Source organism: Microthrixaceae bacterium, assembly GCA_016702505.1.
Classification (GTDB): Bacteria; Actinomycetota; Acidimicrobiia; order Acidimicrobiales; family Iamiaceae; genus Aquihabitans.
This window is the reverse complement of sequence record JADJDU010000001.1, coordinates 643,029-666,474: the sequence shown is the minus strand read 5'-3', so window position 1 is coordinate 666,474 and position 23,446 is coordinate 643,029. Positions and strand designations below refer to the sequence as shown.

Genomic DNA, 23,446 nt, shown 5'->3' with positions numbered 1-23,446 from the left:
GAGCTGTGGTCGAGCCGCTCGATGGCCAAGCGGGCTCGGGGACCGTTGCCCATGGCATCGACGTCGATCGAGGTGCGACCAATAGCCCGATGCCCGAGGATCTCGCCGAACATGCTGCCGGGCCTGATCCGTTGCGGGCTGGTCCGTTCCTACCCCCTACGCCAACCACCAGCATCAGCACCAGCAGACTGCTACCGACCGGTGACGACCCGTCCACCGTCGTAGACCTCCCAATCCCCGACGTAGCTCATGGACCAGACCGCTCCCCCGGTCCAACCCCATCTCCGTCCAGGCCGGACACGAGATCACCCGAGGTCAGGACCATTCTCGGCCTCCGACTCGAACCCCAAGACGCTCCCGTCGCTCCCGCCGGGACTGATCGAGGCGGTGAGCCCCCCACCACGAGATCCGGTAATCAACCCGCCGACTGCCAACCGAGCTCCCCCATCGCCACCCCCGACCGGGATGCCGGGTCCTCCCCGGTTGGCATTCTGACCCGGTCGGCTGGGCCTGGCACCTGGCGCCGTATGCCGATGGCGGCCGCGGCGGTCCTGGTGGTCGTGGTGGTTGCTGCTGGCGGAGCACGGTTGGTCGGTCAGACTCCTGCCACCATCGGGCCTTCAGGAGCCCGCTCGACCCTTGCCACGCCCAGCCTCGACACAGGAAGGGCCTCCGGAGCCGGCGAGGGCCAACGATCAGAAGGACTCGGCGCCGAAGGACGACGGTCAGAGATCGGCGCTAGCGGTGACGCCACACCCGTGGAGCGAGCCGATCGGGCTGAACCATCGGATCCAACCGTGTCCCAGCCGGGAGACACCACGAACCCTGACGCGGCCGTCGGTCACGATCAGAGGAGTCCATCGGGGACCACCGCCACCTCGGGCGGAAGTACATCGTCCCCCTCCCCAACTGACCCGACGCGGGGCGCGGCGGTGTCCGACCCGTCGGGCGCCCGATACCAAGTTGGAGAACCCGGCGATGAGGTCGCCGTGGGCGACTGGGATTGCGACGGTACGCCCACCCCCGGTGTGGTTCGTGCTGCCACAGGTGAGGTGTTCCTCTTCGACCGATGGGCCGAAGCCGGGGAGCCGGTGACCGTAGCGGCCGCGGTGGTCATGCCGGTGTCGACCGCCTCGAACCGCCGGACCACACCTGCCCCGGCTACCTGCTCATGGCCGATGGCGCCCGGGCGGCACTGGTCCGCACTGCCGGAGGCTGGACCACGGAGATGGTTCGATGACGTGCAGTGGAAACAGGCGACCTATCTATTCGTTCGAGCCTCCTACCGCGCTGGGAGTCCCACCAGGCCCAGCTCCCGGTCCGAGACCTTCCACAGGTGTCCTGGGCCTGGTCGCGGCGGTGGTGGGGCTCTACCTCCTTGGCCGTGGTCGGTTGGCCGCACCCCCACTTGGGTCGATGGCTGCCTTCGACGCATGGTTGGAGTTGCGAGGCCCGGTTGCTGCGGCCCTGGCTATCGTCCGCCTGCTGGCGATCGTGGTAGCCGGTCACCTCGTCATCGTGACCATCATCGGGGCAGTCGGCCAGGTCTCAGGACGACCCGGCCTGGTGAACATGGCCCGTCGAGCCACGATCCCGGCGTTTCGCGGGCTGCTCGGCGGGGTGGTCGGCCTCGGCATTGGGGCTTTGAGCGTTGCCACCTCACCATCTACGGCTGGCGCCACCCCGGCGACTTCAGTCGAACCGGTGGGCGCGCAGTCATCGGTGGAATCTCCCATGAGATCGACCGTCACCTTGGCCAAAATCCAGGGGGCAGACCCGGACCGCACCGCATGGGGGGAACGATCCGGATCACCAGCGGAAGCGACATCGACGGGACGGTCACAGGCGACGCTGGTGCTCATGGATCCGGCGAATCAGACCACCACCCCTCTCGGGGCCACGCTCACCCGCCTAGGCGGCACGGACGGCGATGGCGTCGGAGCCGATACCGCGACCGACACGGACCTCTCCGTGGCCGCCGTGACCGAGGCGGCGCCTATCGATGCGGGTCCAACCTCGGCTCAATCCCGGCCTGGGGCTGGACGTACCCACACCGTCGTAGTCGGAGACCACCTGTGGGCACTGGCCGAAGCCGAGATCGCCGCCGCCTCGCCCGGACCCGGCGAGCACGCGTCCGTCGAGGACTACTGGCAACAGGTGGTGCTGGCCAACCCGCAACTAGGCGACCCCGACCTGTTGTTCGTCGGTGAACAGGTCTCGTTGCCACCGATCCGATGACAACGCCAGATCGGATAGATCAGCTCGGACAGATCAGATCGTTACAGCCCGACGAAGGGCCAGGTTGTTGCACGCCTCGCAGGTCTCCTCGGGGATGACCCCGACCTTCATCAGCAAGGCGAAGATCTTGCAGCCGAGGCAGAAGCCAAGCGAGGCCTCCAGTGACGCGGCCGCGGTGATCATGGCCACCAGCACCACCGCCAGCCCAGTGGCTCCGAAACCGAAGTGGGCCACGGCGGCCGCCACTGACAGCGTGGCACCTATTCCCTGGGCGAATCGCTTGGGCGGGCCGGGAACCATCCGGGCCTCGAACGGCAAAGCCGGTGTGATCACCCTGGTGACCAACTGGCCAAGAGGACTGAGCGTTGGACCGGTCAGCACCCGGGCCACAAACCCGTAGGCCAGCGGGGCGATCAACCACGTCTGGCCGAACACCACCACGCCGAGGCTGAGGAGGACCACGCCAGCAGCCACCAGGCGGGCCGACACCTCGTTGACGGGGTTGGGGAACTCGAACAGCTTGCCCATGACCAATACCTTACCAGTTGGGTCGGGAATTTACCCGACTGAAATGGTCAGGATTTCTGGCTCGTCCGAGCGCTCAGGGCTGGGTGATCGGATCAGCGGGTGGGTCACCAGAGCCGAACTCGGCGTCGACCGCCGCCGATGCTGCTCCTCCCCCGTCGAGCTCCTCGGGGGTCATCAGAACTTCGCGAGCCTTGGACCCAGTTGACGGACCGACCACGCCCCGTTCTTCCAACAGGTCCATGATCCGTCCGGCGCGGGCGAAACCAACCCGGAGCTTGCGTTGCAGCATCGAGGTGGAACCGAGCTGGCTCCGCACCACCAGCTCCGTGGCCTGGGCCAACAGATCGTCGTCGTCATCACCACCCGACGCACCCCCGGCTCCACCGCCTCCGCCGATGCTCGTCCCGGCCCCGCCGTCGTCTCCCGACCCCTGGACGTCGTCGGCATAGTCGAGATCGGTGGCCTGGCGTTTCCAGAACGCGGCAATAGAGCGGACCTCATCCTCGGTCACCCAGGACCCCTGGACCCGCTGGGCCACCGACGAGGACGGGCCCAGCAGCAACATGTCGCCCTTGCCCAACAGTCGTTCAGCGCCGGTTTGGTCCAAGATCACCCGGGAGTCGGTGGCACTCGACACCGCGAAAGCCAGGCGGGCTGGCACGTTGGCCTTGATCAACCCGGTGATCACGTTCACCGATGGCCGCTGGGTGGCGATCACCAGGTGGATCCCCACCGCCCGGGCCATCTGGGCCAGGCGGCAGATCGACTCCTCGACGTCTCGTGCCGCCACCATCATGAGGTCGGCCAACTCGTCTATGACCACCAAGATGAACGGCATCCGGTGGTAGGTGGTGACCGACTCGGCATCGGGGCCGAGGAGATCGGCGTTGGGGTCGTTCAGGTCCCCACGGTCGAATGCGGCGTTGTAGCCGGTGATGTCACGGAAACCGCACTCGGCCAGCAGGTCATAGCGGCGTTCCATCTCCCGCACCGCCCAGGCCAATGCGTTGGCGGCCTTCTTGGGGACGGTGACCACCTCGGTGAGCAGGTGGGGCAGCTTGTTGTACTGGCCCATCTCCACCCGCTTGGGGTCGACCAGGATCATGCGCACCTGGTCGGGCGTGGAGCGCATGAGGATCGACGTGAGCAGCGAGTTGAGGCAGCTCGACTTGCCGGCACCCGTGGCTCCGGCGATGAGGATGTGGGGCATGGCGGCCAGGTTGGCCAGCACCGCCTTGCCGTCGATGTCGCGGCCGATCGCCACCTCCAGCGGGTGGCTGGCCGCCCGGGCCTCAGGGCTGGTGAGGATGTCTCCGACCGTTACCAACTGCTTGCGGACGTTGGGGATCTCGACTCCGATGGCCTGCTTGCCGGGGATGGGGGCCAGGATGCGCACATCAGGCGTGGCCATGGCATAGGCGATGTCCTTGTGGAGGCTGGTGACCCTGGCCACCTTCACCCCCGGTCCCAGCTCCAGCTCGAAGCGGGTCACGGTGGGTCCGACGGTCATTCCCACCAGGCGGGTCTCCACGCCATGCTCGGCCAGCGCATGTTCGAGACGGGTACCTGTCTCTTTCACCGCGGCCCGGTCGACGGACTGGCTACCCGATAGCTCCAACAGCGAGTTGGGCGGCAACTTCCACGCCGACGCCTGAACCGCTGGCGGCAGGTCGATCTCGAGTTGCGTGGGAGCCGGTTCAGTAGCCGGATCGGGCGTGACCGCTGGCTTGCGCTTGCGCTTGGGTTTGGTGACCGGTTCGGCTGCACCGTCCTGGTCCTGGTCGTAGACACCGCCCTGATCCGGGGGTCCTGCGGGCACGGTCACCGGTGGCGATGGGGCGGTTTCAGCCCACAGAGGCCCATCGGAGAGAGCCGACCCCAGCCCAGTGTCGGCTCCTGGTATCGGACCGACATCGCCGCTTCGCCTCGCTCGGAGTTGAGTTCGAAGAGCTGGGCGAACGATCGACGGATCGCTTGACCAAGCGGGCGGGCCCCAGCCGCCACACCGGCGGCGGTCAAGCCGACCACGTAGCGGACGGTCGTACGGGTGACCACCAAGGCCCCGGCGAAGGCCAGGGCCGAAAGCACCACTGCCGACCCCACGGTGCCCAGCAGAGCCAAGACCGGTGCGCCGATGAAGGCACCCAGATAACCGGCACTGTCGGCCAGAACGTCTCGGCCACTCCCGATGGGCGGCGCATCTCGGATCAGGTGAAGCAGACCCAGACCCGCCACCGACAAGAGGGCGGAGCCGAACAGAAGCCGAGCGAAGGGATGCTCGGCAATATCAGGGTCCACCAGAGCCCGACCGTCCACCCTGGTGACATCCTCGGCGACGTCCACCCCGATGCCCGACTCGGGAATGCCTCTGACCAGCAGCGCTCCGATGGCCACGAGCAGCGGCGGGGCAAGAACCTTGGCGACTCCCACCAGGGTTCCGCAGAACTCGGCAACTGCCCGACCGATCGGGCCGCCGGCGCCGGCGTAGATCCCCAACGCCGCCACCAGACCAGTGACGACCAGGAAGATCCCGGCAAAGTCTGCTCCGTGGCCGCGGCTGGCCGCCGCCAGAGCGTCCAAGAGCCTGACCGAGAACGGCGGAGGCATGGGCGGTGCCGGGGGTTTGCGGGAGGTGGCGGCTCGCTTGGTCGGGGGCGCGGCACGACGCGCCCCGGCTCCCGACTTGGCGGTGGCCTTCTTGGCGGGTGCCCGGGTGGCGGATCCCGATGACCGGGAAGGGCCTCTGGTGGCGGTCACAGTGCCCTCAACGCTACCAGCGACCCCGACCGCACCGAGGAACCTCCCCGCCGCCGCGGAGCTCAGTCCAGGAACGGGTCGCAGTCGCCGTAGGTCATCATCGACACCAGGGTGGACGCGGCACCCAGGACCTGCGACTGGTCGGTCTCGTCGTACGCGCCGGCCCCTTCGGCGATCACCCGGTCCAGGTTGGCCAGATGCGGTTGGATGTCCGCCACCATCCCGGGTGGGTAGCGATCCCAGCCGGGGAGGCTGCGGTCGACGACGGCCCGGAGCCTGACCGCGTCGGCGTAGGTGGTCAGCGGGCGGTTCTCCCATTCAGGGGTGATCATCGGCATCGAGACCCCTGAAGATGTGGCCAACTCCTTCGCTGTACGCCACAAGACGTCAGCCTGCTGGTCGAGCTTGGTCCAGTCCACCGCGAACTCGTCGTCCTTGGGAGTGTGGTAGCAGGGACCGGTCGAGTCGGTGAAGAACACGGTTGGTACCTGCTTGCCCAGGAAGGCGGCGTAGTCGCTGCGGTACAGACCAAACACGGCACTGAGCTGCTCGCCTTGCAGCGTGGACGCGGCAAAGGATCGGTCCACAACGCCCACCAGCTCGTCGCCCCCTGACTCGGCCCCCACCGCGAAGGTGGTGGACCGGAGACTGGGTCCAAGGTTGGCCCCGGCGATGTCCAGGTTCAGGTACGTGACAGTCTGTTCCAACGGGATCACCGGGTGGTCCACGTAGTAGCGGGATCCGAGGAGCCCGTCCTCCTCGGCATCCCACAGGGCGAACACGACCGAGCGCGCCGGGGGTTTTCCACGAACCGGCGGGCCATCTCCAGGACCAGGGCGGCACCGGTGGCGTTGTCGGTGGCGCCGTTGCAGATCGAGTCTCCGTCGATTGAACCGCAGGACCCGTGGTGGTCGTAGTGCGCGCCGATCATCACGTACTCGTCAGGTCTGACCGCGCCATGGATCACGCCGAGTACGTTGACACCCTTGTCGAATGGTTGCTGGTAGGCGTCGACTCCTACGGCGCCCGGGATAGGCCCCACCGTCATCGGCCGCAGTTGTTCGACGAGCCAGTTGCGGGCAGCGATCCCACCAGGGGTGTTGTTGTTGCGACCAGCGAGGTTGTCCGACGCCAGATAGCGGACGTCGGCCTGCAAGCAGCCGGTGAGGCTCATCACAACCAATCCCAGCGCGACGAGCCGAGCCGTTCCCTTGGTGGACATGGATCCCCTCCGACGTTTGCCGACCTCGGCGGACACTAGGCGGTGACTTGCGTTGACGACGCCTAAACAGACATCACCACGGGGACGATCATGGGCCGTCGGCGGGTGCGGTCGCTCACGAACTTGCCGGCAGCCCGGCGGACCACACGCTGCATGGACTCGATGTCGTGATCGCCCTGGTCCAACGCCACCAGCACCGCTTCGGCCACGGTCTTGCGGGCTTCATCCAACAGGTCTTCGGCCTCAGGGGCGTGGACCCAGCCTCGGGTGATCACCTCCGGACCGGTCACCACCTCACCGGCGTCGTGGTCGATGGTGACGATCACCACCACCACTCCCTCCTCGGCCAGGACCTTCCGGTCACGGAGCACGCCGTGCCCGACATCGCCCACGATCCCGTCCACATAGAGGTAGGGCGCCGGAACTCGGCCGGCGCGGGCCAACCCCTTGTCCCCCAGTTCGATGCGGTCGCCGTCCTCGCAGATCAACACCCGCTCGGGGCCCACGCCCATGGTGCGGGCCAGTTCGGCGTGGGCCACCAGGTGGCGGTACTCGCCGTGAACCGGCACGAACCACTCGGGCCGGACCAGCGAGATAAGGGTCTTGAGCTCTTCCTGCTTTGCGTGACCGGTGGCGTGGACATCTTCGATGCCGGAGTGGACGACCCTCACCCCGAGGCGCACCAGTCCGTCGATCACCTTGGACACGTTCATCTCGTTGCCGGGGATCGGGTGCGACGACAAGATGACGGTGTCGTGCTCGTCGAGCTTGAGCCATTTGCTCTCGGCCGAGGCCATCAGAGCCAGAGCCGACATCGGCTCTCCCTGGGATCCCGTGGAGATCACGCACACCCGACCCGGGTCCAGGTCCCGCACGTCCTCGATGTCGGCCAGGTTGCGTTCGGGGATGTTCAGCAGGCCCATCTCCCGGGCCAGCCTCACGTTCTTCTTCATGGACAGACCCAGCGTGGCGATCACCCGGTCGTGAGCCACGGCGGCATCAGCGATCTGTTGAACCCGGTGGACGTGGCTGGCGAAGCAGGCCGTAATGATTCGGCGCCCGACGTTGGCGGCGAACAGGTCGTGGAGGACCTTGCCGACGGAGCGCTCCGAGCGGGAGTGACCGCACTGGTCGGCATTGGTCGAGTCCGACAGGAGGAGGCGCACACCCTCGTTCTGGGCGATGGCCCCCATTACTCCGATGTCGGTAAGGCGTCCGTCGACCGGGGTGAGGTCCAGCTTCCAGTCACCCGTGTGCAAGATGGTGCCCTGGGGGGTGTGAAAGGCGGTGGCGAAACCCTGCGGCACCGAGTGGGTGACGGGGATGAACTCGCAATCGAAGGGACCGAAGCGACGCCGCTCGTTGTCGGCGACCACGATCAGCTCGGTTCGCTCCATCAGGCCGGCCTCTTCGATGCGGTTGGAGGCGAAGCCAAGGGTCAGGGCCGATCCGATGATCGGGAACGACAGTTCCCGCAACAGATAGGCCAGCGCCCCGTGATGGTCCTCGTGGCCGTGCGTGACGATGCAACCCTCGATGTCGTCGGCCCGTTCCAGCAGCCAACGGAAGTCGGGCAGGACGAGGTCGACACCCAACATGTCGGCGTCGGGAAACATGAGCCCGCAGTCGAGCAGCATGATGCGACCTTCGACCTCGATGGCCGCGCAGTTGCGGCCGATCTCACCCAGGCCGCCCAGGAAGGTGACCGATACCGGCGCGGTCATGTCAGCTCGTAGCCGAGGTCGGCCAGCACCGTGCGGGCGCGGTCCCGAGTGTCGGCAGGCGCGGGGCCGAGAGGCAGGCGACACTCCCCCACCGGCACACCCAACTCGGCCATGGCGACCTTGACCGCTTGGGAGAACACACAGGTGTCGCTGTTCATGTAGTCGAAGGAGGCCAGGAGCGAAGCGTTGACCTCCCGCGCTGCGGTGAAGTCCCCCTTGGCCACGTGGTCCCACAGCTCCCGTTGGCGACGGCCGGTCCAGTGGCTGGACACACCTACGACACCGACCACGCCGTAGGCAGCGAAGGCCAGGCTCAGCGGCTCGTCGCCGCTGTAGACCTCGAAGCCCTCTGGCGCCTCGGCCAGCAGCTTGGCCGTCTCGGCCGGATCTCCCCCGGCATCTTTCAGCGCAACCACGGTGGGGACCTCCCGAGCCAGGCGCAGGGTGGTCTCGGTGGCCAGCTTGCGCCCGGTGCGACCCGGCACGTCATAGAGCATCACCGGCAGGTCCGATGCTGCGGCCACGGCCCGGAAGTGAGCCTCCAGTCCGCTCTGGGGTGGCTTGTTGTAGTACGGGACCACGGCCAACACCGCGTCCATGCCAACCTCGGCCGCGGCCCGGGTCATGTCGACGCTGTGGGCGGTGTCGTTGGTAGTGGACCCGGCGATCAGCGGGACGTCCACGGCCGAGCGCACGACTCGGAACAGTTCGATGCGCTCGGGGTCGGTGAGCACCGCGCTCTCACCGGTGGTGCCGGCCAGGACGAGGGCATCGTTGCCGTGATCGACCAGCCACCGGGCCAGATCGGCGGCTGCGCCGGTGTCCAACGATCCGTCAGGGCCGAAGGGCGTGACCATGGCGGTGATGACAGAACCGAACCGTGCCATCACCGACCCCCGGTGACAAGGTTCGGCACCGCTACGCGGGGGGACGGGAAGACCACTGACATGGTGGTGACCCTACTCGCACCCTCCGTTGCGCCTTCCTGTCGAAAACGGCGGACGGGCCCGTGCCGAGACACGGACCCGTCCAGTGGGGGGAGCACACCTGGTGGGCACCTAGGGGCCTAGTGGATAGGTCCAGTCGTCGTTGCTGCGAGGGTGATCAGACGGACGCTTCGCCTCGGTCTAGCCATGCCGTGCTCATGCGTCGGCTCGCCTTACAGCCCAACTCCTAGGCGACCTCGGCGGGGGCCAGCTCGCTCTCGTTGAGGGCGAAGGCCTGGTACTCGTCGCTGGTGTCGGTGAGGTCCTCGAACTGGATGACGCCCAGGTCTTCGAAGCGGTGGCGGAGCCATCCGTCGTTGGCGTCGAGCAGGCCCAACTTCTTGCAGTTGGGAACGATCTTGGTGAAGAGCATCTGCTGGAAGAGCAGCCGGTTGGGGTTGCGGATCAGCAGAGGCAGCACGTCCTTGGGGTTGAGGCCCATGCGCTCCCACACCTCCTGCTGCAAGAAGCGGTCCCGCATACGCACCGCGGCCTCGAATGCGAACTCCTGGCGTTCCATCAACTCGGCCGAGGTCAGCTCGGCGTAGTACTCCTGCAGGCTGAGCACCCCGAAGGCCACGTGGCGGGCCTCATCGCTCATCACGTAGCGGAGCAACTGCTTGAGAAGCGGTTCGGTGCTGAGCTGGTGCATGAAGCCGAAAGCGGCCAGGGCCAGACCCTCGACCATGATCTGCATGCCCAGGTACGTCATGTCCCAGCGGGAGTCCTCGATGATGTCCTCGAGGAGCATGCCGAGGTGAGCGTTGAGCGGGTAGTGGCCGTTGAGCTTGGTGTCCAGGTAGCGGGCGAACACCTCGACGTGGCGGGCCTCATCCATGACCTGAGTGGAGGCGTAGTACTTGGCGTCTATCCAAGGCACGGTCTCCACGATCTTGGCCGTACAGATGAGAGCGCCCTGCTCGCCGTGCATGAACTGGCTGAGACTCCAGTTCTGGAACTCCATGCCCAGGGTCAACCACTCCTTCTCGCTCCACTTGGCGAAGGGGGTGTGATCGAGGTCGAGGATCTCGAATCCGCCCGACAGCGCCTGGTTGTTGCGAGCCACCTCTTCCTGGTCGACCACGGTGTCCCAGGGGAGGTCGGTCTCGCCGTTCCACATGGAGACCTTGGCCTTCTCGTACAGCTTGTTGAGCGCCGGGCGAGCGCCCTTCTCGTAGTCCCAGGTGAAGATGGCATCCGCGTTGTCCCGGACGGCGCGGATCGACTCTTCACGATCTGGTGCCGACACCGCGAGGATGGCCTCGAGGTCGTTCAGATCGGATCGGCCGATGATGTCTTCGGTGGGGGACATGGTTCTCCCTGGGTGGTCGGTTGGAGGCTGGGCTTGAGAGGGATTGGTGGTTGATACGGCCGATTCGAGGTGATGGTTGAGTGCCGAACGAAGTGACCGGCAATCACCGGTGGATGGGCATCGAGTGGTCAGCCATCGGCGGCAAGGAGGGTGTGGGCCAACCGAAGGGCTTCGGACTGGGCCTGATGATTGAACGCTGGCAGCACAAATGTGCTCACCAAGCCCCGGGCGTCCTCGACGTTCACGAGGTCGACGTCGGGGTCTGGGTTGAACATGTAGGTGATGAGCAGCCGAGCTCCCCATTCGGCGAGCCACGCGGCGCGGTCGGCGGTGACGAAACGCTCGAGATGGGGGCCGATGACGACCGATACGTGGGCATAGAGCCGGTCGACCCGCTTGAAACCCAGGAACGGCAGGACCAGCTCAGGCTCATGGGCCAACACGAACTGAGCGGCATCGTGGTCCCTCAACAACCGGGCCGCCACCACCAGCCCCCTGGTCATGGCGTCGGTGAGGTCCTCGGCCTCGTCGACGACCTCGACAACGGACTGGATGTAGCTGGATACCTCGCGTTGGCCGACAGCGGCGAACAGGTCGTGCTTGCCGCCGGGAAACGAGCGATAGAGCGTTGCCCGTGAGCATCCGGCCGCCTTGGCCACGTCACCCAACGAGGTCTTGGCCACCCCCCATCGCGCCACCAGACCCGCAGCTGCGTCGAGGATCCGCTCCTCGAGCTGTCCGGCGCCCCCGGTCATCGGTTCGGGCGGCGCCCCAGCGACTTCCACACCAGGCACAACTGGGGCGGCTACCTCGATGACCATGGATGAGACAATAAGAATACTTGTGTCTCATCGTCAACGACCTGCCTGGTGACATTCGTCGCACCGATCCCCCATCTGAATTTCAGATGACCAAGGACGAGTAGGTCGATCGACGCGATCACATCGAAAACTCGGCCTAGACCATCAGGTTCCTGGCCCGAACAGGGTCAGGGACCTGATCGCTTGGGGTCGGCCAGAATCCCGACCAGGAGCTCGTCTCGAACCAAACGGCTGACCGTCGCTTCATCGGTCAGGTCCCACCGCCCCTCCGACAAGATGAACGACAGTCCCATCCGGCTGAGCCAGTCCGCGGCCCGGTCTGGGTCCACGCCGGGGCACAGCTCCTCGGCCGCCAACTGCTCGGCGAAGTAGGCGCGTACCGCCGCCTGCACCAGCGGCGCCGACTGGGTCAGCTGGGGCAGAAGCCTCTCTGGTTCGGTCTCCAACACCTTCTGGAGCACCTCGTGTTCGTCGACCGCCCGATGGGCGTGCATCACCGCCCGTTCGAGCATGGTCGGGAAGTCGGGGGCGTCGGCGACCGCCTCGGCCAGTTCGTTGAAGAACTGACCGACCGCCCAGGTGATGGCCTCTCCGATCACCTGATCCTTGCCGTCGGCGAAATGCCGGTACACCGTGGCCCGGGCCACTCCGGCCTCCCGGGCCGCGTCGTCCACGGTGGTCTTGGCTATCCCGTACCGCCCCAGGCAAACCACCGTGGCGGCAAGGATCCGGGTGCGGACGTCATCAGCCACACCACTCGACACTAGGGCGAATACCAAGGCGGTGAGGTGACCGAGAACACACAAGAACTCGCGACAACAGGTGCGAGGTCAGTCGACCGGTTCCGCATCTGCACCCGACGAGCTCTGCTCCCGGGCTCGTCGCCGAAGGATCAGCGGGTAGCCCACCACCGCGACCGTGGTGAATATGAACCACTGGACGGCATAGGAGAGGTGGGGGCCTTCGTCCATGTCCGGGGCCGGAACCGGGGCCGGATTGTGGAAAAGGTCCGGCGTTGGCACCTGTTCGAGCATCTGCACCCAGAACGGCAAGACATCGGCGTCGACCTGTTGATCGACACGAGCCACGTCCGCCCGGGCTAGGTCGGTCAGTTGACCGGTGGCCGGATCGTGGGGCCCGAACCGTCCCCGGGTCTCGGTGAGCCGAACCAGGCCGCTCACCTCGACTGGCCCGACCGGAGCCTTGGATTCGTCGGGCACGGCGTGGAGATCGCCGGTGTTGGGAATCCAGCCTCGGTTGACCACCACCGCCGTTCCATCATCCAGGGCCAGCGGGGTCAACACCCACGACCCTGGCGCCCCCTCCATGGTGCGGGAGCGAACCAGCACCTCCTCGTCCGCCAGGTACCGCCCCGTGGCCGTGACCCGCCGGAACTCGAGGTCTCCAGCGGAGTCGAAATCACCTGGCGCGGCCAGACCCTGGACATCGACGGGGTCCAAGGCGGAGCGGGCCTCGACCCGGTCGTTGCGATCGCGCTTCTCCTGGCGGCGGCTGAGCTGCCAGATCCCGGCGCTGACCATGGCCGCAACCAGAGCCAACACGAACAGGTGCGAGACGATCCACCAGGGGCGAAGCGCAAACCGGTACCGCGACACGGGCCGAGGCTAGGACCGACCCGGTCGATCCCAACAAATGCCCAAGCGGCCCCGGGGCTGGGCCTACCGTCCGAGCCCCAGGGCCATCATCGCTGGGGCCGGTCAGGTCGCGGGGAGGACGTGGTCCTTGAACCGCTCGCGGAGGTCCTTCTTGGAGAACTTGCCGACGCTGGTCTTGGGAACCTCGTCGATGAAAACCACGTCGTCGGGCAGCCACCACTTGGCGACCCGGGGCTCCAGGAACTCGAGCACCTCGCTGGCGGTCAGTTCCTCCCCCGGTTTGACCACGACACAGGCCAGCGGCCGCTCCTGCCACTTGGGGTGGCTGACGCCGATCACGGCCGCCTCGGCCACCTTGGGGTGGGCCATGATCTCGTTCTCCAACTCCACCGAAGAGATCCACTCGCCCCCGCTCTTGACCACGTCCTTGGTGCGGTCGACGAGGTGGATGTAGCCGTCGGCGTCGACGGTGGCCACGTCGCCGGTGCGCAGCCAGCCGTCATCGGTGAAGGACTCCGCCGCCCGGTCGTCGTTGTAGTAGGTGCGGGCGATCCACGGGCCGGCGGCCTGCAGCTCGCCGCGCTCCACCCCGTCGCGGGCCACCAACTCACCGTTGGCCTGGTCGACCACCCGAACCTCGACGCCGAGGACGGGTACACCCTGGGTGGCCCGTAGGTCGGCCAGGGCATCCTCTCCGATGTCGGCGAGGGTGCTCTTGATCATCCCGACGGTGGCGACGGGGCTGGTCTCGGTCATGCCCCAGGCCTGGAAGATCGGAAGTCCGACCTGTTGGCGGAATCCTTCCGAAAGTGCCTTGGGTACGGCCGAACCACCGCACGGAATGATCCGCAACGCCGAGGTGTCACGACCGGCCAGCTCCGGCAGGACCCCCATCCAGATGGTGGGGACACCAGCGGCAACCGTCACCCGCTCACCTTCGATCAGTTGGGCCAGTGATGCCGGACTCAGATCGGGGCCGGGCATGATCAGGTCGGCTCCCGAAGCCACCCCGGCGTGGGCCAGGCCCCAGGCGTTGGCGTGGAACATCGGTACCACCGGAAGGATCCGGTCCGACTCTCGGATCCCTACCGAGTCGGCGAACATGGCGGCCATGGTGTGCAAGACCGTGCTGCGATGGCTGTACACGACGCCCTTGGGATTGCCGGTGGTGCCGCTCGTGTAACACATCGATGCGGCCCGGTTCTCGTCCTCGATCACCGGCCACTCCACCGGGGCCGCCGCGGCCAGGAGCGTCTCGTAGTCGTGAAGCTCCATGCTGTCTGGAACCTGCGATGTGTCGAAAGGTCCGCCGTCATCGATCACCACGATGTGGCGAACGGTGGCGAAGGTGGGCAACAACGGCCACAACAGCGCAGCCACCGTCTTGTCCACGAAGATGACCTCGTCCTCGGCGTGGTTCACGATGTAGGTGACCTGCTCGGGGAAGAGCCTCAGGTTGAGCGTGTGCAGGACCCGACCCGAACAAGGGGCGGCGAAGTACAGCTCGAGGTGCCGCTGGGTGTTCCACGAGAAGGTGGCGACCCGACCGTCCTCGGAGATGCCCAGAGCATCGAGCACACCTCCCAATCGACGGGTCCGTTCAGCCCAGTCGCCGTAGGAGGTGCGGGTGACCCCGGTGGGCAACGAGGTGACGATCTGCTTGTCGGCGAACAACGTCTCGGCTCGCGAGAACAGGTGCGAGATGGTGAGCGGGAAGTCCTGCATGAGACCCTGCATGGGCGATACCTCTTCTTGATCGGTTTTCGACGACGCCACCGTGAGGGCCGGCCGCGGCGGCGCCGAACCTAGGCCATGGCGGCGATGGCGTCTCCCCCTTCAGAGCGGCCGGACCTGTCACACTTGGTCCCCTTGGATTCCATCGATGCAGGGGCCACGGACTCCACCTCGACCACGGGCGATGCCGACACCGGCGCTCGCGCCCGACCCGCCTCGGCCGGGCGCTCTCACCCGGGACCGCCGAGCAAGTTGGCCCGCAACCTGGTGGTTGGCACCCTCATCGCCTTCGTGGTGGCGTCATACGTCGGCAACGCCTTCATGTCCGTGCTGGTGAGCGAACGTCCGCTGCTGTTCATCGCCATGAACGCCCAAAACCGCAACCTGGCGCTGGCCGCCGGGGAACTCGATGCCTGGTCGTTCTATGTGGTCGGCTTCTTGCGCCTGCTCGGCCCCGACCCGCTGTTCTTCCTGCTGGGCCGATGGTACGGCGATGGGGCCATCCGCTGGATGGAGCGCACCGCTCCGACCTACGGCGAACTACTACGCCAACTCGAGAAGTGGTTCGACAAGGCTCGCATCCCCGTGGTCGCCATCGCACCCAACAACCCGGTATGCCTGTTCGCCGGGGCCGCAGGTATGACGTGGGGAGCGTTCATGGCCGCCAACGTGGTGGGCACGGCGGTCAGGCTGGTCTTGGTTCGGATGTTCTCGAGTGTGTTCGAAGATCAACTCTCATCGGTCCGAGGCTTCATCTCCGACTATCGCTGGCCCCTGTTGGTGCTGTCGATCGCCATGGTCGGGTTCACGATCTGGGGCGACCGTCGCGGTGGACGGGAGGACGTCGAGGACCTGCTCCGAATCGAAGAGGAGATCGAGGCCATCGAGGCGGAAGAGGCCGCCGAGGCCGCGACCCCGGTCTCCCCCGACCAAGGACCAGCGGGTACCGACCCCACCTGACCGGAAGGCTCCGCCTTTCGGCGGATCCAGGCTCCAGGACCCGAGCGGGTAGGTCCAGCCGTCGTCGCTGGACATGGCGGGGGTTCGGGGGCAGAGCCCTTCGTGGCGGATCCAGGCTAGAGGTCGAGCAATGGGTCCAGGCCGATGTTCACGCCGGCGTGATCGGCAATTCGCTTACAGGCCAGGACCACACCGGGCATGAAGCTGGTTCGGTCATAGGAGTCGTGGCGGATCTGGAGAGTCTGCCCGGTGGTCCCCAGCAGCACCTCTTGGTGGGCGACCATCCCTCTCATCCGGACCGCGTGGACGCGGATGCCCGGTGCCGCCTCGCCACCCCGGGCGCCGGCCACGGTGTGGGTCACGGTTGGGTCGGGTGCCCAGTTCGAGTTGGCGGCCGCCATCCGTTCCACGGTCCGCATGGCGGTGCCCGACGGTGAATCGAGCTTGGCGTCGTGGTGGTACTCGATCACCTCGGCGGTCTCGAAATAGGGCGCAGCCATCTCCGCGAATCGCATCATCAAGATGGCACCAATGGCGAAGTTGGGCGCGATCAGGCAGTTGGAGCCGGTGAACGAGCCCCGAAACCGGTCCAGATCATCATCGGTGAACCCGGTGGTTCCCACGACGGCATGAACCCGATGATCAGCGCACCAGGCCAGGTTGTGGCGGGCCGCCTCCAAGTGGGTGAAGTCGACCATCACCTGAGGTGCGACATCGAGGTGTTCGGCCCGGCCCGCCACCTCCATGTCGACGTCGACACCAGCGACCTCCCGCAACGCCTGGCCCGCCGCACCGGGGTCTACCGCTGCAACCAGAGTCAGCGCGGGGTCGTCGACCACGGCGCGGCACACGGTGGCGCCCATGCGCCCGGCCGCGCCGAAGACACCGACGGCGATCGGCTGGTTCATCAGCCCTCTTCGCCTGAGACCGCGCCTGGAGGAGGGGGCGGAGCAACCGAACCAGGAGGAGGAGGCGGAGCTACCGACCCAGGGGGTGGGGGCGGGGTCACCGAGCCGGGAGGAGGAGGCGGAGCTACCGACCCAGGGGGCGGGGGCGGGGTCACCGACCCCGGAGGAGGCGGCGCGGCGGCCGGGTCACCACCGGGGGGCGGTGGTGCGACTCCGGATCCACCCGGAGGAGGAGGCGCGGCCGCAGGGGCAGCCGCCTCCTCGTGGGCGCTGCCGAGCTGGCCGTGCTCGGCCTCGTGGGCCTGGAGCTCAGCGGTGATGCGTGCGATCTCGGACTCGCCCTGACCGTTGTCCCTGCCGGTCTGGGTGGCGTAGTACCAGGCCCCGAGGTCACGCAGGAGGCCGTCGGAGCGCTTCTTGGCCTGCATGTCGTCGATCTTGTCCTGGCCCTGCTTGGCGGCCTGTTGGACCTGAGACATGGCCTTGTCGAGGAATCCCATGGTGTGCTCCGTTCCGGCGGTTTTGGGGATGGAGTGCAGTCGATTCACCGCGGCCGACTGCCGTCGAAGTATGGCCCACGCGCGACCACGTCGCGCACGAGCCCACCCCCGCAGTGTCGGCCACATAGAACTCCGTCGTGAACGCACGCGACCGATCTCGAGGTTCTCGTGGTCCCGACGCCAGAGACATCGCGAGCCCCAGCGAGCCAAGATCGTCCGGCTACCGCTGGGTCATCTCCTCCACCAGGGCCGGGCCCAGCCACTCGTTCCAGAACGACAGGCCTTGTTCCCAGCCCAACACGTGGTTGCTGTCAGCCATCCATCCACGGCGGGCTTCGGTGGGGGTCCCGGCCAGCCCCCCGGTGCAACTCTCGGGGCCGGGCTCGAGGTAGCGAGCATCGGCACCGGAACGACGGGCCCGGCCCATGGCCGAGCGGAACACACCGTTCACCCAGTCGATGAACTCCGGATCAGCGCGGCCCGGCGGGGTTCCTTCGCCCGGGCATGCCCATGCGACGACTATGAACGCAGCCCCAACGCGGTGAGCCTCAGTGGCCCGAGCCACCAGATTGTCGCTGAGGACCTCTGCCATTCGAGGCGACCGGGCCGCAACGACCTCACCATCGGGGGACCTGACCGCCTCGGTCTCCCAAGCGCCTGGGAACGTGACCACCACATCGGGCCGCTGGGCCAGCCCCAGCTTCTCGGCGTCGGCTTGGCGTACGCAATCCCCCGACGATGGAACGACGAAGCCGCCCTCGTCATCGGGGTACTCCCAGCCTTGGGCGGCCATTACGCCGCAACCGATCACCGCACGGCTGTCCAACCACCGCAGCCCGGCCGGCAGTGCATCGCGTTCAGGCTTGTACAGCCCGATGGTGAAGCTCACGCTGTCACCTATCACCAGGACGCCCAACCCTTCGGCACCCGATCCTGAAGCCTCGGGTGGCATGGATGGTCTGGCCAGTGCCTGCTCGAGAGCATCGGCGGTCTCGAGACGTTGGTGCACCGGGGCCACCGTGGCCGCGCCGTAGGCACCGATCACCGAGACCGAGGCCGTAACGACGCCCAGCACCCAGGCCGGACGACGTCGCCAAGGCGCCGCGGCCCAGCCCCGGCCCCGACGGAGGGGATCTTCGACCAGGCGGTGAGACACCTCGGCCGCCACCAAGGCCGACACCACCACCCCAGCGCTCAGGAGCCCACGGGCCATGGTCGGCCAGCGGTAGGAGGCCAGCACCTGGATCGGCCACGACCACAGGTAGATGGCATAGGAGCGACTTCCCAACCACGACAGCAGACCGCCCACGACCCATCCCAGCCCCATCGGCGCTGTGGCAGGGGAAAGCCGGGGCGGCGCCGCCTGACCAGCCACCACCACCGCTGCCAACATGGCGACGGCCACGAAACCGCCGGATCGGAACAGCCTCGGATCGTCGACCTCCATCATCATGGCGAGGATGACGAGCACCACCGTCGACACGGCCCCCGCATTTCGAAGCCCAGCCGTGGTACCGACCTCACCGGCCGTATCGCCAGCACGGTGGCGACTAGGGGGATCATCAGGGGCCGGGGCGCCATCGTCGGGATCCTCCCGTGTGAACGAGCGTCTAAGCCCCCAGCGGGAACATGCCAGCGCACAACCGATCAGCAACGCGAACACGCGCGTGTCGGTGCCCAGGTAGACACGAGACAGATCGGCTCGGTCCAGGCGATGGGCCAGGATCACATGCCAGGCCGCGCTCACGAGCGCGCCCAGCCCGGCCACCGTTGCGATCGATCGACGAAGCAACCACGGGTTCCAGCCAGACCGACGAGCCAGCCCGACCACCACCAGCGCCGCCACCAGGGGCCACACCAGGTAGTACTGCTCTTCGATGGACAGGCTCCATGCGTGCCGGAACGGGCTCGGGCTCGGGTCCCAGTAGCTCTGCCCAGCCAGGATCTGACGCCAGTTCTGCCACCAGGTCAGCGTGGCCGCGCCATCCACGGCCAGTTCGTCGAGACGCGATGCAGGCCATCCAGCAACCCGTGCCGTCCACAGAACCGTGGGTGTCACCACCAGCACCGCCGGGGTGAGCCGACGAAGCCGCGCCACCCAGAATGAGCGAAGGTCGATGGCGGCTCGGCTCGTTTCCGAGCCGTCCGGCTCCACCTCGGTCAGCAGAAGGGACGTCACCAAGAAGCCCGACAGCACGAAGAACACGTCGACACCGATGAACCCACCGGGGAGATACCCCAAGTGATAGGCGACGGTCGCCGCCACCGCCGCCCCCCGGATCCGGTCAAGGCCTGGCCGATGTGGAATCCGAGCACCGATCGGTCGGCTCACTCTCAGATGGCGATGTGGTCCAGGGGGCCCACCACACAGCGGGCCGGAGCGTCTCCAAGGTGGGTGGCCAGCACCCGGTTGACGTCGTCGGTGGTGACCGCACGGAGTTTGGCGAGTTGGTCCTCGATGGGCACGACTACGCCCTTGGCGCAAACGTGGTTGCCAAGCCGAGCCATGACGCTGGCGGTGTCCTCAAGGCTGAGCTGAGCGGCCCCGTCCAGGTAACCGACAGCCACGTCTCGCTCCCGATCGCTGACACCCAGACTCGACAACTCTCCCGCCACCCGTTCCATCACCTCGACCACCTCGGAGGCACGGTCAGGACTGGTACCGGCGTAGGTCACCAGGGATCCAGCGTCGCTGTAGGCGCTCACCGCGGAGAACACCGAGTAGGCCAGACCTCGTTCCTCTCGGATCTGTTGGAACAGCCGGCTGGACAGCCCGCCACCAAAGATCTGGTTGGCCACGCTGAGGGCATATCGGTCCGGATGGTCAGCGGCCAGGCCCGGCCAGGCCAGGGAAATGTGGGCGACGTCATGGGGTCGGTCCAACGACAGGCCGCTGGTGCCTCCAGCGAAATCTGGGGTGGTCCGCACCTGGCGGTCCCCACCAGCACGGGCTTCGAATCGCTCGGCGGCCCGGACCACATCCCCATGGTCCACGGCCCCGGCGGCCACCAAAACCAGGTTGGCTGGGTGGTAGTGGTGGTCGAAGAAGCCCCTCACCGCGGCGCGGTCCAAGGCTTCGATGGTGTGGAGCTGACCCAGCACCTCTCGGGCCAGGGGATGCTCACCCCACAGGGCCTGGTGGGCCAGCGAGAGAACCCGGTCGTCGCCCTCGTCCTCGGCCAGATGGAGCTCCTCGAGGATCACCTGTCTTTCGCTGTCCACGTCGGAGGCGGTGAAGGCCGGGTCGGTCAACACGTCCACCAACATGTCGAGCCCGACTGCGGCAGATCGAGCCGGGACGCGGGCGTAGAAGGCGGTGTGCTCATGGGCGGTGTGAGCATTCAGCTCACCACCGACGGACTCGATCGCTTCGGAGATCTCCCGGCCGGTCCGCGTGGATGTGCCTTTGAACAGGAGGTGTTCAAGGAAGTGCGACGCGCCGGACTGGTTGGCGGGTTCGTCGCGCCCACCGACTCGCACCCAGCACCCGAAGCTGGATGAACGAGCTCCGGGGAGCACCTCGGTCACCACGGTGAGGCCCGAGGTCATGTCGGTTCGTTCGATGGTCACGCAGTTTGCTCCGGGAAGGAAGAGGTCCCGGCCGTTACCCACGACCGGGACCGCTAGATGATCAGGGGCCTTCGGCCCCGGTTCAGTTGGTCAGCGTCGGCCGCCACCACGGCGGTTGCCGCGGCCACTGTTGCCGCCGCGGTCTCCCCCACGGTCGTTGCCAGGACCGAGGTCACCGAACTCCTCGCGGATCTCGGCGTCGAAGGAGTCCTCGAACGAGACGCTCTCACGACCTTCGTCCGAGCTGGCTCCGCTCGTCGGAGCGGTCTCGCTGTCACCGGCATCTCCCCCACCGCTGCCCGACGGCACCAGCGGGGTGACCGGGGTGAGCGACACCTTGCCGTTGGGGTCGACGTCGTCGACCTTGACTTCGACCTCCTGGCCCAGCTCGAGCACGTCCTCGACCTTGTCGATGCGCTTGCCCCCTCCCAGCTTGGAGATGTGGAGCAGGCCGTCACGGCCGGGAAGGATGTTGACGAAGGCACCGAACTTGGTGATGTTCACCACCCGACCCGGGTACACCTGGCCCACCTCAGCGGTGGGTGGGTTGAGGATGAGGCGGATCTGACGCTCGGCCTCGTTCACCGCTCCGAGGTCGACCGAGCCGATACTCACGGTACCGACCATGCCGTCGTCGTCGACGGAGATGTCGGCGCCGGTCTCGGCCTGGATGGCGTTGATGACCTTGCCCTTCGGGCCGATGACCTCACCGATCTTGTCGATCGGGATCTCGAAGCTGATGATCTTCGGAGCCGATGCACCCACCGAGTCACGAGGCTCGGAGATGGCCGCGTTCATCACGTCGAGTATCTCGAGGCGGGCCTGCTTGGCCTGGTTGAGGGCGGCGGCGAGCACCTCGGCGGGCAAGCCCTCGATCTTGGTGTCGAGCTGAAGGGCGGTAACGAACTCGGCCGTACCGGCCACCTTGAAGTCCATGTCGCCGAAGGCGTCTTCGGAACCCAAGATGTCGGTGAGGGTGACGTAGTTGCCGTCCTCATAGATGAGGCCCATGGCGATGCCGGCCACTGCCGCCTTGAGCGGCACGCCGCCGTCCATCAGCGACAACGACGACGAGCAGACCGACGCCATGGAGGTGGAGCCGTTGGAGGACATGACCTCCGACACCAGGCGCAGGGCGTAGGGCCACTCCTCCAGCGAGGGGGACGAGGGGCAGAAGGGCCCGCTCGGCCAGCATGCCGTGGCCGACCTCGCGACGCTTGGTCCCACCCATGCGCCCGGTCTCGCCGTTGGCGTAGGGCGGCATGTTGTAGTGGTGCATGTATCGCTTCTTGGTGACCGGATCCACGGTGTCGAGGAGCTGGTCCATCTTGGGCAAGCCCAGGGTCAACACGTTGAGGACCTGGGTCTCGCCTCGCTGGAACAGGCCGGTGCCGTGGGCGGTGGGGATGAGACCGACCTGGGCACTGACCGGACGGAGGTCGGTGACGCCGCGGCCGTCCATGCGGATGCCCTCGTCTACCACCCGACGACGGATGACCGACTTGGTGAGCTCCTTGAAGGCGCTCTTGACCTGACGGGACTGGCCTTCGAAGGGGGCGCCCTCACCGGTCAGCTCGGCCACGACCTCGGCCTTGATGGCGTCGTTGGCGGCGTTGCGCTCGGTCTTGTCGACGATCTGGTTGGCCGGGATGAGCTTGGCCTCGGCGGCGGCGGCCACCGCAGCCTCGATCTCCTCGGAGAAGTCGATCTGGTTCTCCCACACCAGGGCGGGCTTGCGGCCGACCTTGGCCACCAGTTCGTTCTGGAGGGCGAGGGACTCGGCGATCCAGACCTTGCAGGCTTCGAGTCCGCCGGCGATGACCTCTTCGGTCACCTTGGGGGCGCCGTTCTCGTAGTAGGACCAAGCCTTCTCGGTGCCCGAGGCCTCGACCATCATGATGGCGATCTCACCGTTGACCTCACGGCCGGCGACCACGATCTGGAAGGTGGACTCGTCCTGCTCCTCGTAGGTGGGGTGCGGGATCCACTGGCCGTCTTGGGAGTAGGCCAGGCGCACCGCACCGATGGGACCCTCGAAGGGCAGGCCGGTGAGCATCAGCGAAGCCGAAGCGGCGTTGATGGCGATGATGTCGTAGGGGTTGGTCTGATCGGCACCGAGAACGGTGATCACGACCTGGGTCTCGTTGCGGTAGCCCTTGGGAACGACGGGCGCAGCGGGCGGTCGATGAGACGGCACACCAGCACGGCGTTGTCGGACGGGCGGCCCTCACGGCGGAAGAACGAGCCGGGGATCTTGCCGGCGGCGTACGCCTTCTCCTCGACGTCAACGGTCAGAGGGAAGAAGTCGGTGCCCTCGCGCACCTCTTTGGCACCGTTGGCGGTGGCCAGGGTCTGGGTGTTCCCGATCCGGGCGACGACGGCGCCCTGGGACTGGGGGGCGAACACCCCGGTGGAGAAGGTGAGGGTCTTGTCGGTACCCGAAACGGGCCCGGAAACGGTGATGGCCTCGGCCATGGTGGTCTCCTTCTGGGGCAGCTCTGCCCCGACGGAGGCGATCTTGTGGCCAGTTCCCAGTCGGGGTGCTCCCGACGGTTTCGCCGAGCGGACTT

18 protein-coding genes and 2 pseudogenes are annotated in these 23,446 nt (G+C 67.0%); 3 read left to right on the top strand and 17 right to left on the bottom strand.

Translation table 11 applies throughout. From position 1 onward, the window contains the following. The first annotated feature begins 1,069 nt into the window (after positions 1-1,069). Both IPG97_03075 and IPG97_03070 read left to right on the top strand, forming a co-directional pair. Complete coding sequence (locus tag IPG97_03075) at positions 1,070-1,240, top strand: hypothetical protein (protein MBK6855560.1); 171 nt, start codon at positions 1,070-1,072, stop codon at positions 1,238-1,240. A 176-nt stretch (positions 1,241-1,416) separates the two neighbouring features. Then, positions 1,417-2,238, top strand: coding sequence for a hypothetical protein (locus IPG97_03070; GenBank protein ID MBK6855559.1), 822 nt, complete (start codon positions 1,417-1,419; stop codon positions 2,236-2,238). Positions 2,239-2,271: 33 nt separating this feature from the next. On the opposite strand, the gene IPG97_03065 is transcribed toward IPG97_03070, so the two are convergent. The 12 genes and pseudogenes from IPG97_03065 to IPG97_03010 all read right to left on the bottom strand — a co-directional run bounded on the left by IPG97_03065 (position 2,272) and on the right by IPG97_03010 (position 14,941). Beyond that, positions 2,272-2,766, bottom strand: coding sequence for a DUF4395 domain-containing protein (locus tag IPG97_03065; protein MBK6855558.1), 495 nt, complete (start codon positions 2,764-2,766; stop codon positions 2,272-2,274). A gap of 73 nt (positions 2,767-2,839) precedes the next feature. Then, positions 2,840-4,297 (bottom strand): annotated as a pseudogene (locus IPG97_03060) (DNA translocase FtsK). Between the two features lie 290 nt (positions 4,298-4,587). Further along, complete coding sequence (locus IPG97_03055; GenBank protein MBK6855557.1) at positions 4,588-5,523, bottom strand: DNA translocase FtsK 4TM domain-containing protein; 936 nt, start codon at positions 5,521-5,523, stop codon at positions 4,588-4,590. A 62-nt stretch (positions 5,524-5,585) separates the two neighbouring features. Continuing rightward, a complete protein-coding gene (locus tag IPG97_03050) occupies positions 5,586-6,305 on the bottom strand; it encodes a M28 family peptidase (GenBank protein MBK6855556.1) in 720 nt (239 codons plus the stop codon). Continuing rightward, the gene (locus IPG97_03045; protein MBK6855555.1) at positions 6,236-6,745 is read right to left on the bottom strand and encodes a M28 family peptidase; all 510 of its coding nucleotides are present in this window, start codon (positions 6,743-6,745) and stop codon (positions 6,236-6,238) included. The genes IPG97_03050 and IPG97_03045 overlap by 70 nt, the downstream gene beginning before the upstream one ends. A 62-nt stretch (positions 6,746-6,807) precedes the next feature. Further along, positions 6,808-8,469 carry a ribonuclease J gene (locus IPG97_03040; protein MBK6855554.1) on the bottom strand — a complete coding sequence of 554 codons (1,662 nt, stop codon included), beginning with the start codon at positions 8,467-8,469 and terminating at the stop codon, positions 6,808-6,810. Beyond that, positions 8,466-9,356: a 4-hydroxy-tetrahydrodipicolinate synthase gene (dapA, locus tag IPG97_03035; protein ID MBK6855553.1), complete on the bottom strand. Its 891-nt coding sequence runs from the start codon at positions 9,354-9,356 to the stop codon at positions 8,466-8,468. Before dapA ends, IPG97_03040 begins: the two co-directional genes overlap by 4 nt. 286 nt (positions 9,357-9,642) lie before the next feature. Continuing rightward, a complete protein-coding gene (locus tag IPG97_03030) occupies positions 9,643-10,767 on the bottom strand; it encodes a ferritin-like domain-containing protein (GenBank protein ID MBK6855552.1) in 1,125 nt (374 codons plus the stop codon). 128 nt (positions 10,768-10,895) lie between these two features. Further along, entirely contained in the window at positions 10,896-11,588 is a 693-nt protein-coding gene (locus IPG97_03025) for a TetR/AcrR family transcriptional regulator (GenBank protein MBK6855551.1), read from the bottom strand. 167 nt (positions 11,589-11,755) lie between these two features. Next, positions 11,756-12,340, bottom strand: a complete 585-nt coding sequence (locus IPG97_03020; GenBank protein MBK6855550.1) for a TetR/AcrR family transcriptional regulator — start codon at positions 12,338-12,340, stop codon at positions 11,756-11,758. A 78-nt stretch (positions 12,341-12,418) separates the two neighbouring features. Then, on the bottom strand, positions 12,419-13,204 hold the full coding sequence (locus tag IPG97_03015) for an SURF1 family protein (GenBank protein MBK6855549.1): 786 nt from the start codon (positions 13,202-13,204) through the stop codon (positions 12,419-12,421). 102 nt (positions 13,205-13,306) lie between these two features. Continuing rightward, positions 13,307-14,941 carry a long-chain fatty acid--CoA ligase gene (locus tag IPG97_03010; protein ID MBK6855548.1) on the bottom strand — a complete coding sequence of 545 codons (1,635 nt, stop codon included), beginning with the start codon at positions 14,939-14,941 and terminating at the stop codon, positions 13,307-13,309. A 132-nt stretch (positions 14,942-15,073) separates the two neighbouring features. Between IPG97_03010 and IPG97_03005 the strand changes: the two genes are divergently transcribed. Continuing rightward, positions 15,074-15,898, top strand: coding sequence for a hypothetical protein (locus IPG97_03005; GenBank protein ID MBK6855547.1), 825 nt, complete (start codon positions 15,074-15,076; stop codon positions 15,896-15,898). A 116-nt stretch (positions 15,899-16,014) separates the two neighbouring features. Here IPG97_03005 and IPG97_03000 read toward each other — a convergent pair whose 3' ends face one another. The 5 genes and pseudogenes from IPG97_03000 to IPG97_02980 all read right to left on the bottom strand — a co-directional run bounded on the left by IPG97_03000 (position 16,015) and on the right by IPG97_02980 (position 23,351). Further along, positions 16,015-16,806 carry a 4-hydroxy-tetrahydrodipicolinate reductase gene (locus IPG97_03000; GenBank protein MBK6855546.1) on the bottom strand — a complete coding sequence of 264 codons (792 nt, stop codon included), beginning with the start codon at positions 16,804-16,806 and terminating at the stop codon, positions 16,015-16,017. Then, positions 16,806-17,306 (bottom strand): hypothetical protein, encoded by a 501-nt coding sequence (locus IPG97_02995; protein MBK6855545.1) that lies wholly within the window; start codon positions 17,304-17,306, stop codon positions 16,806-16,808. The genes IPG97_03000 and IPG97_02995 overlap by 1 nt, the downstream gene beginning before the upstream one ends. 220 nt (positions 17,307-17,526) lie before the next feature. Then, positions 17,527-19,572 (bottom strand): acyltransferase, encoded by a 2,046-nt coding sequence (locus tag IPG97_02990; GenBank protein ID MBK6855544.1) that lies wholly within the window; start codon positions 19,570-19,572, stop codon positions 17,527-17,529. A gap of 68 nt (positions 19,573-19,640) precedes the next feature. After that, the gene (locus tag IPG97_02985) at positions 19,641-20,876 is read right to left on the bottom strand and encodes an insulinase family protein (GenBank protein MBK6855543.1); all 1,236 of its coding nucleotides are present in this window, start codon (positions 20,874-20,876) and stop codon (positions 19,641-19,643) included. A 90-nt stretch (positions 20,877-20,966) separates the two neighbouring features. After that, positions 20,967-23,351, bottom strand: a pseudogene (locus IPG97_02980) (polyribonucleotide nucleotidyltransferase). Between the last annotated feature and the right edge of the window lie 95 nt (positions 23,352-23,446).

Bases quoted from the DNA above. Each gene is read 5' to 3' on its own strand.
- IPG97_03030 (MBK6855552.1), bottom strand. From the start codon at position 10,767: ATGTCCCCCACCGAAGACATCATCGGCCGATCCGATCTGAACGACCTC.
- IPG97_03010 (MBK6855548.1), bottom strand. From the start codon at position 14,941: ATGCAGGGTCTCATGCAGGACTTCCCGCTCACCATCTCGCACCTGTTC.
- IPG97_03040 (MBK6855554.1), bottom strand. From the start codon at position 8,469: ATGACCGCGCCGGTATCGGTCACCTTCCTGGGCGGCCTGGGTGAGATC.
- IPG97_03070 (MBK6855559.1), top strand. From the start codon at position 1,417: ATGGCTGCCTTCGACGCATGGTTGGAGTTGCGAGGCCCGGTTGCTGCG.
- IPG97_03045 (MBK6855555.1), bottom strand. From the start codon at position 6,745: ATGTCCACCAAGGGAACGGCTCGGCTCGTCGCGCTGGGATTGGTTGTG.
- dapA (MBK6855553.1), bottom strand. From the start codon at position 9,356: ATGGCACGGTTCGGTTCTGTCATCACCGCCATGGTCACGCCCTTCGGC.
- IPG97_03000 (MBK6855546.1), bottom strand. From the start codon at position 16,806: ATGAACCAGCCGATCGCCGTCGGTGTCTTCGGCGCGGCCGGGCGCATG.
- IPG97_03025 (MBK6855551.1), bottom strand. From the start codon at position 11,588: ATGGTCATCGAGGTAGCCGCCCCAGTTGTGCCTGGTGTGGAAGTCGCT.
- IPG97_03065 (MBK6855558.1), bottom strand. From the start codon at position 2,766: ATGGGCAAGCTGTTCGAGTTCCCCAACCCCGTCAACGAGGTGTCGGCC.
- IPG97_03075 (MBK6855560.1), top strand. From the start codon at position 1,070: ATGGGCCGAAGCCGGGGAGCCGGTGACCGTAGCGGCCGCGGTGGTCAT.
- IPG97_02995 (MBK6855545.1), bottom strand. From the start codon at position 17,306: ATGGGATTCCTCGACAAGGCCATGTCTCAGGTCCAACAGGCCGCCAAG.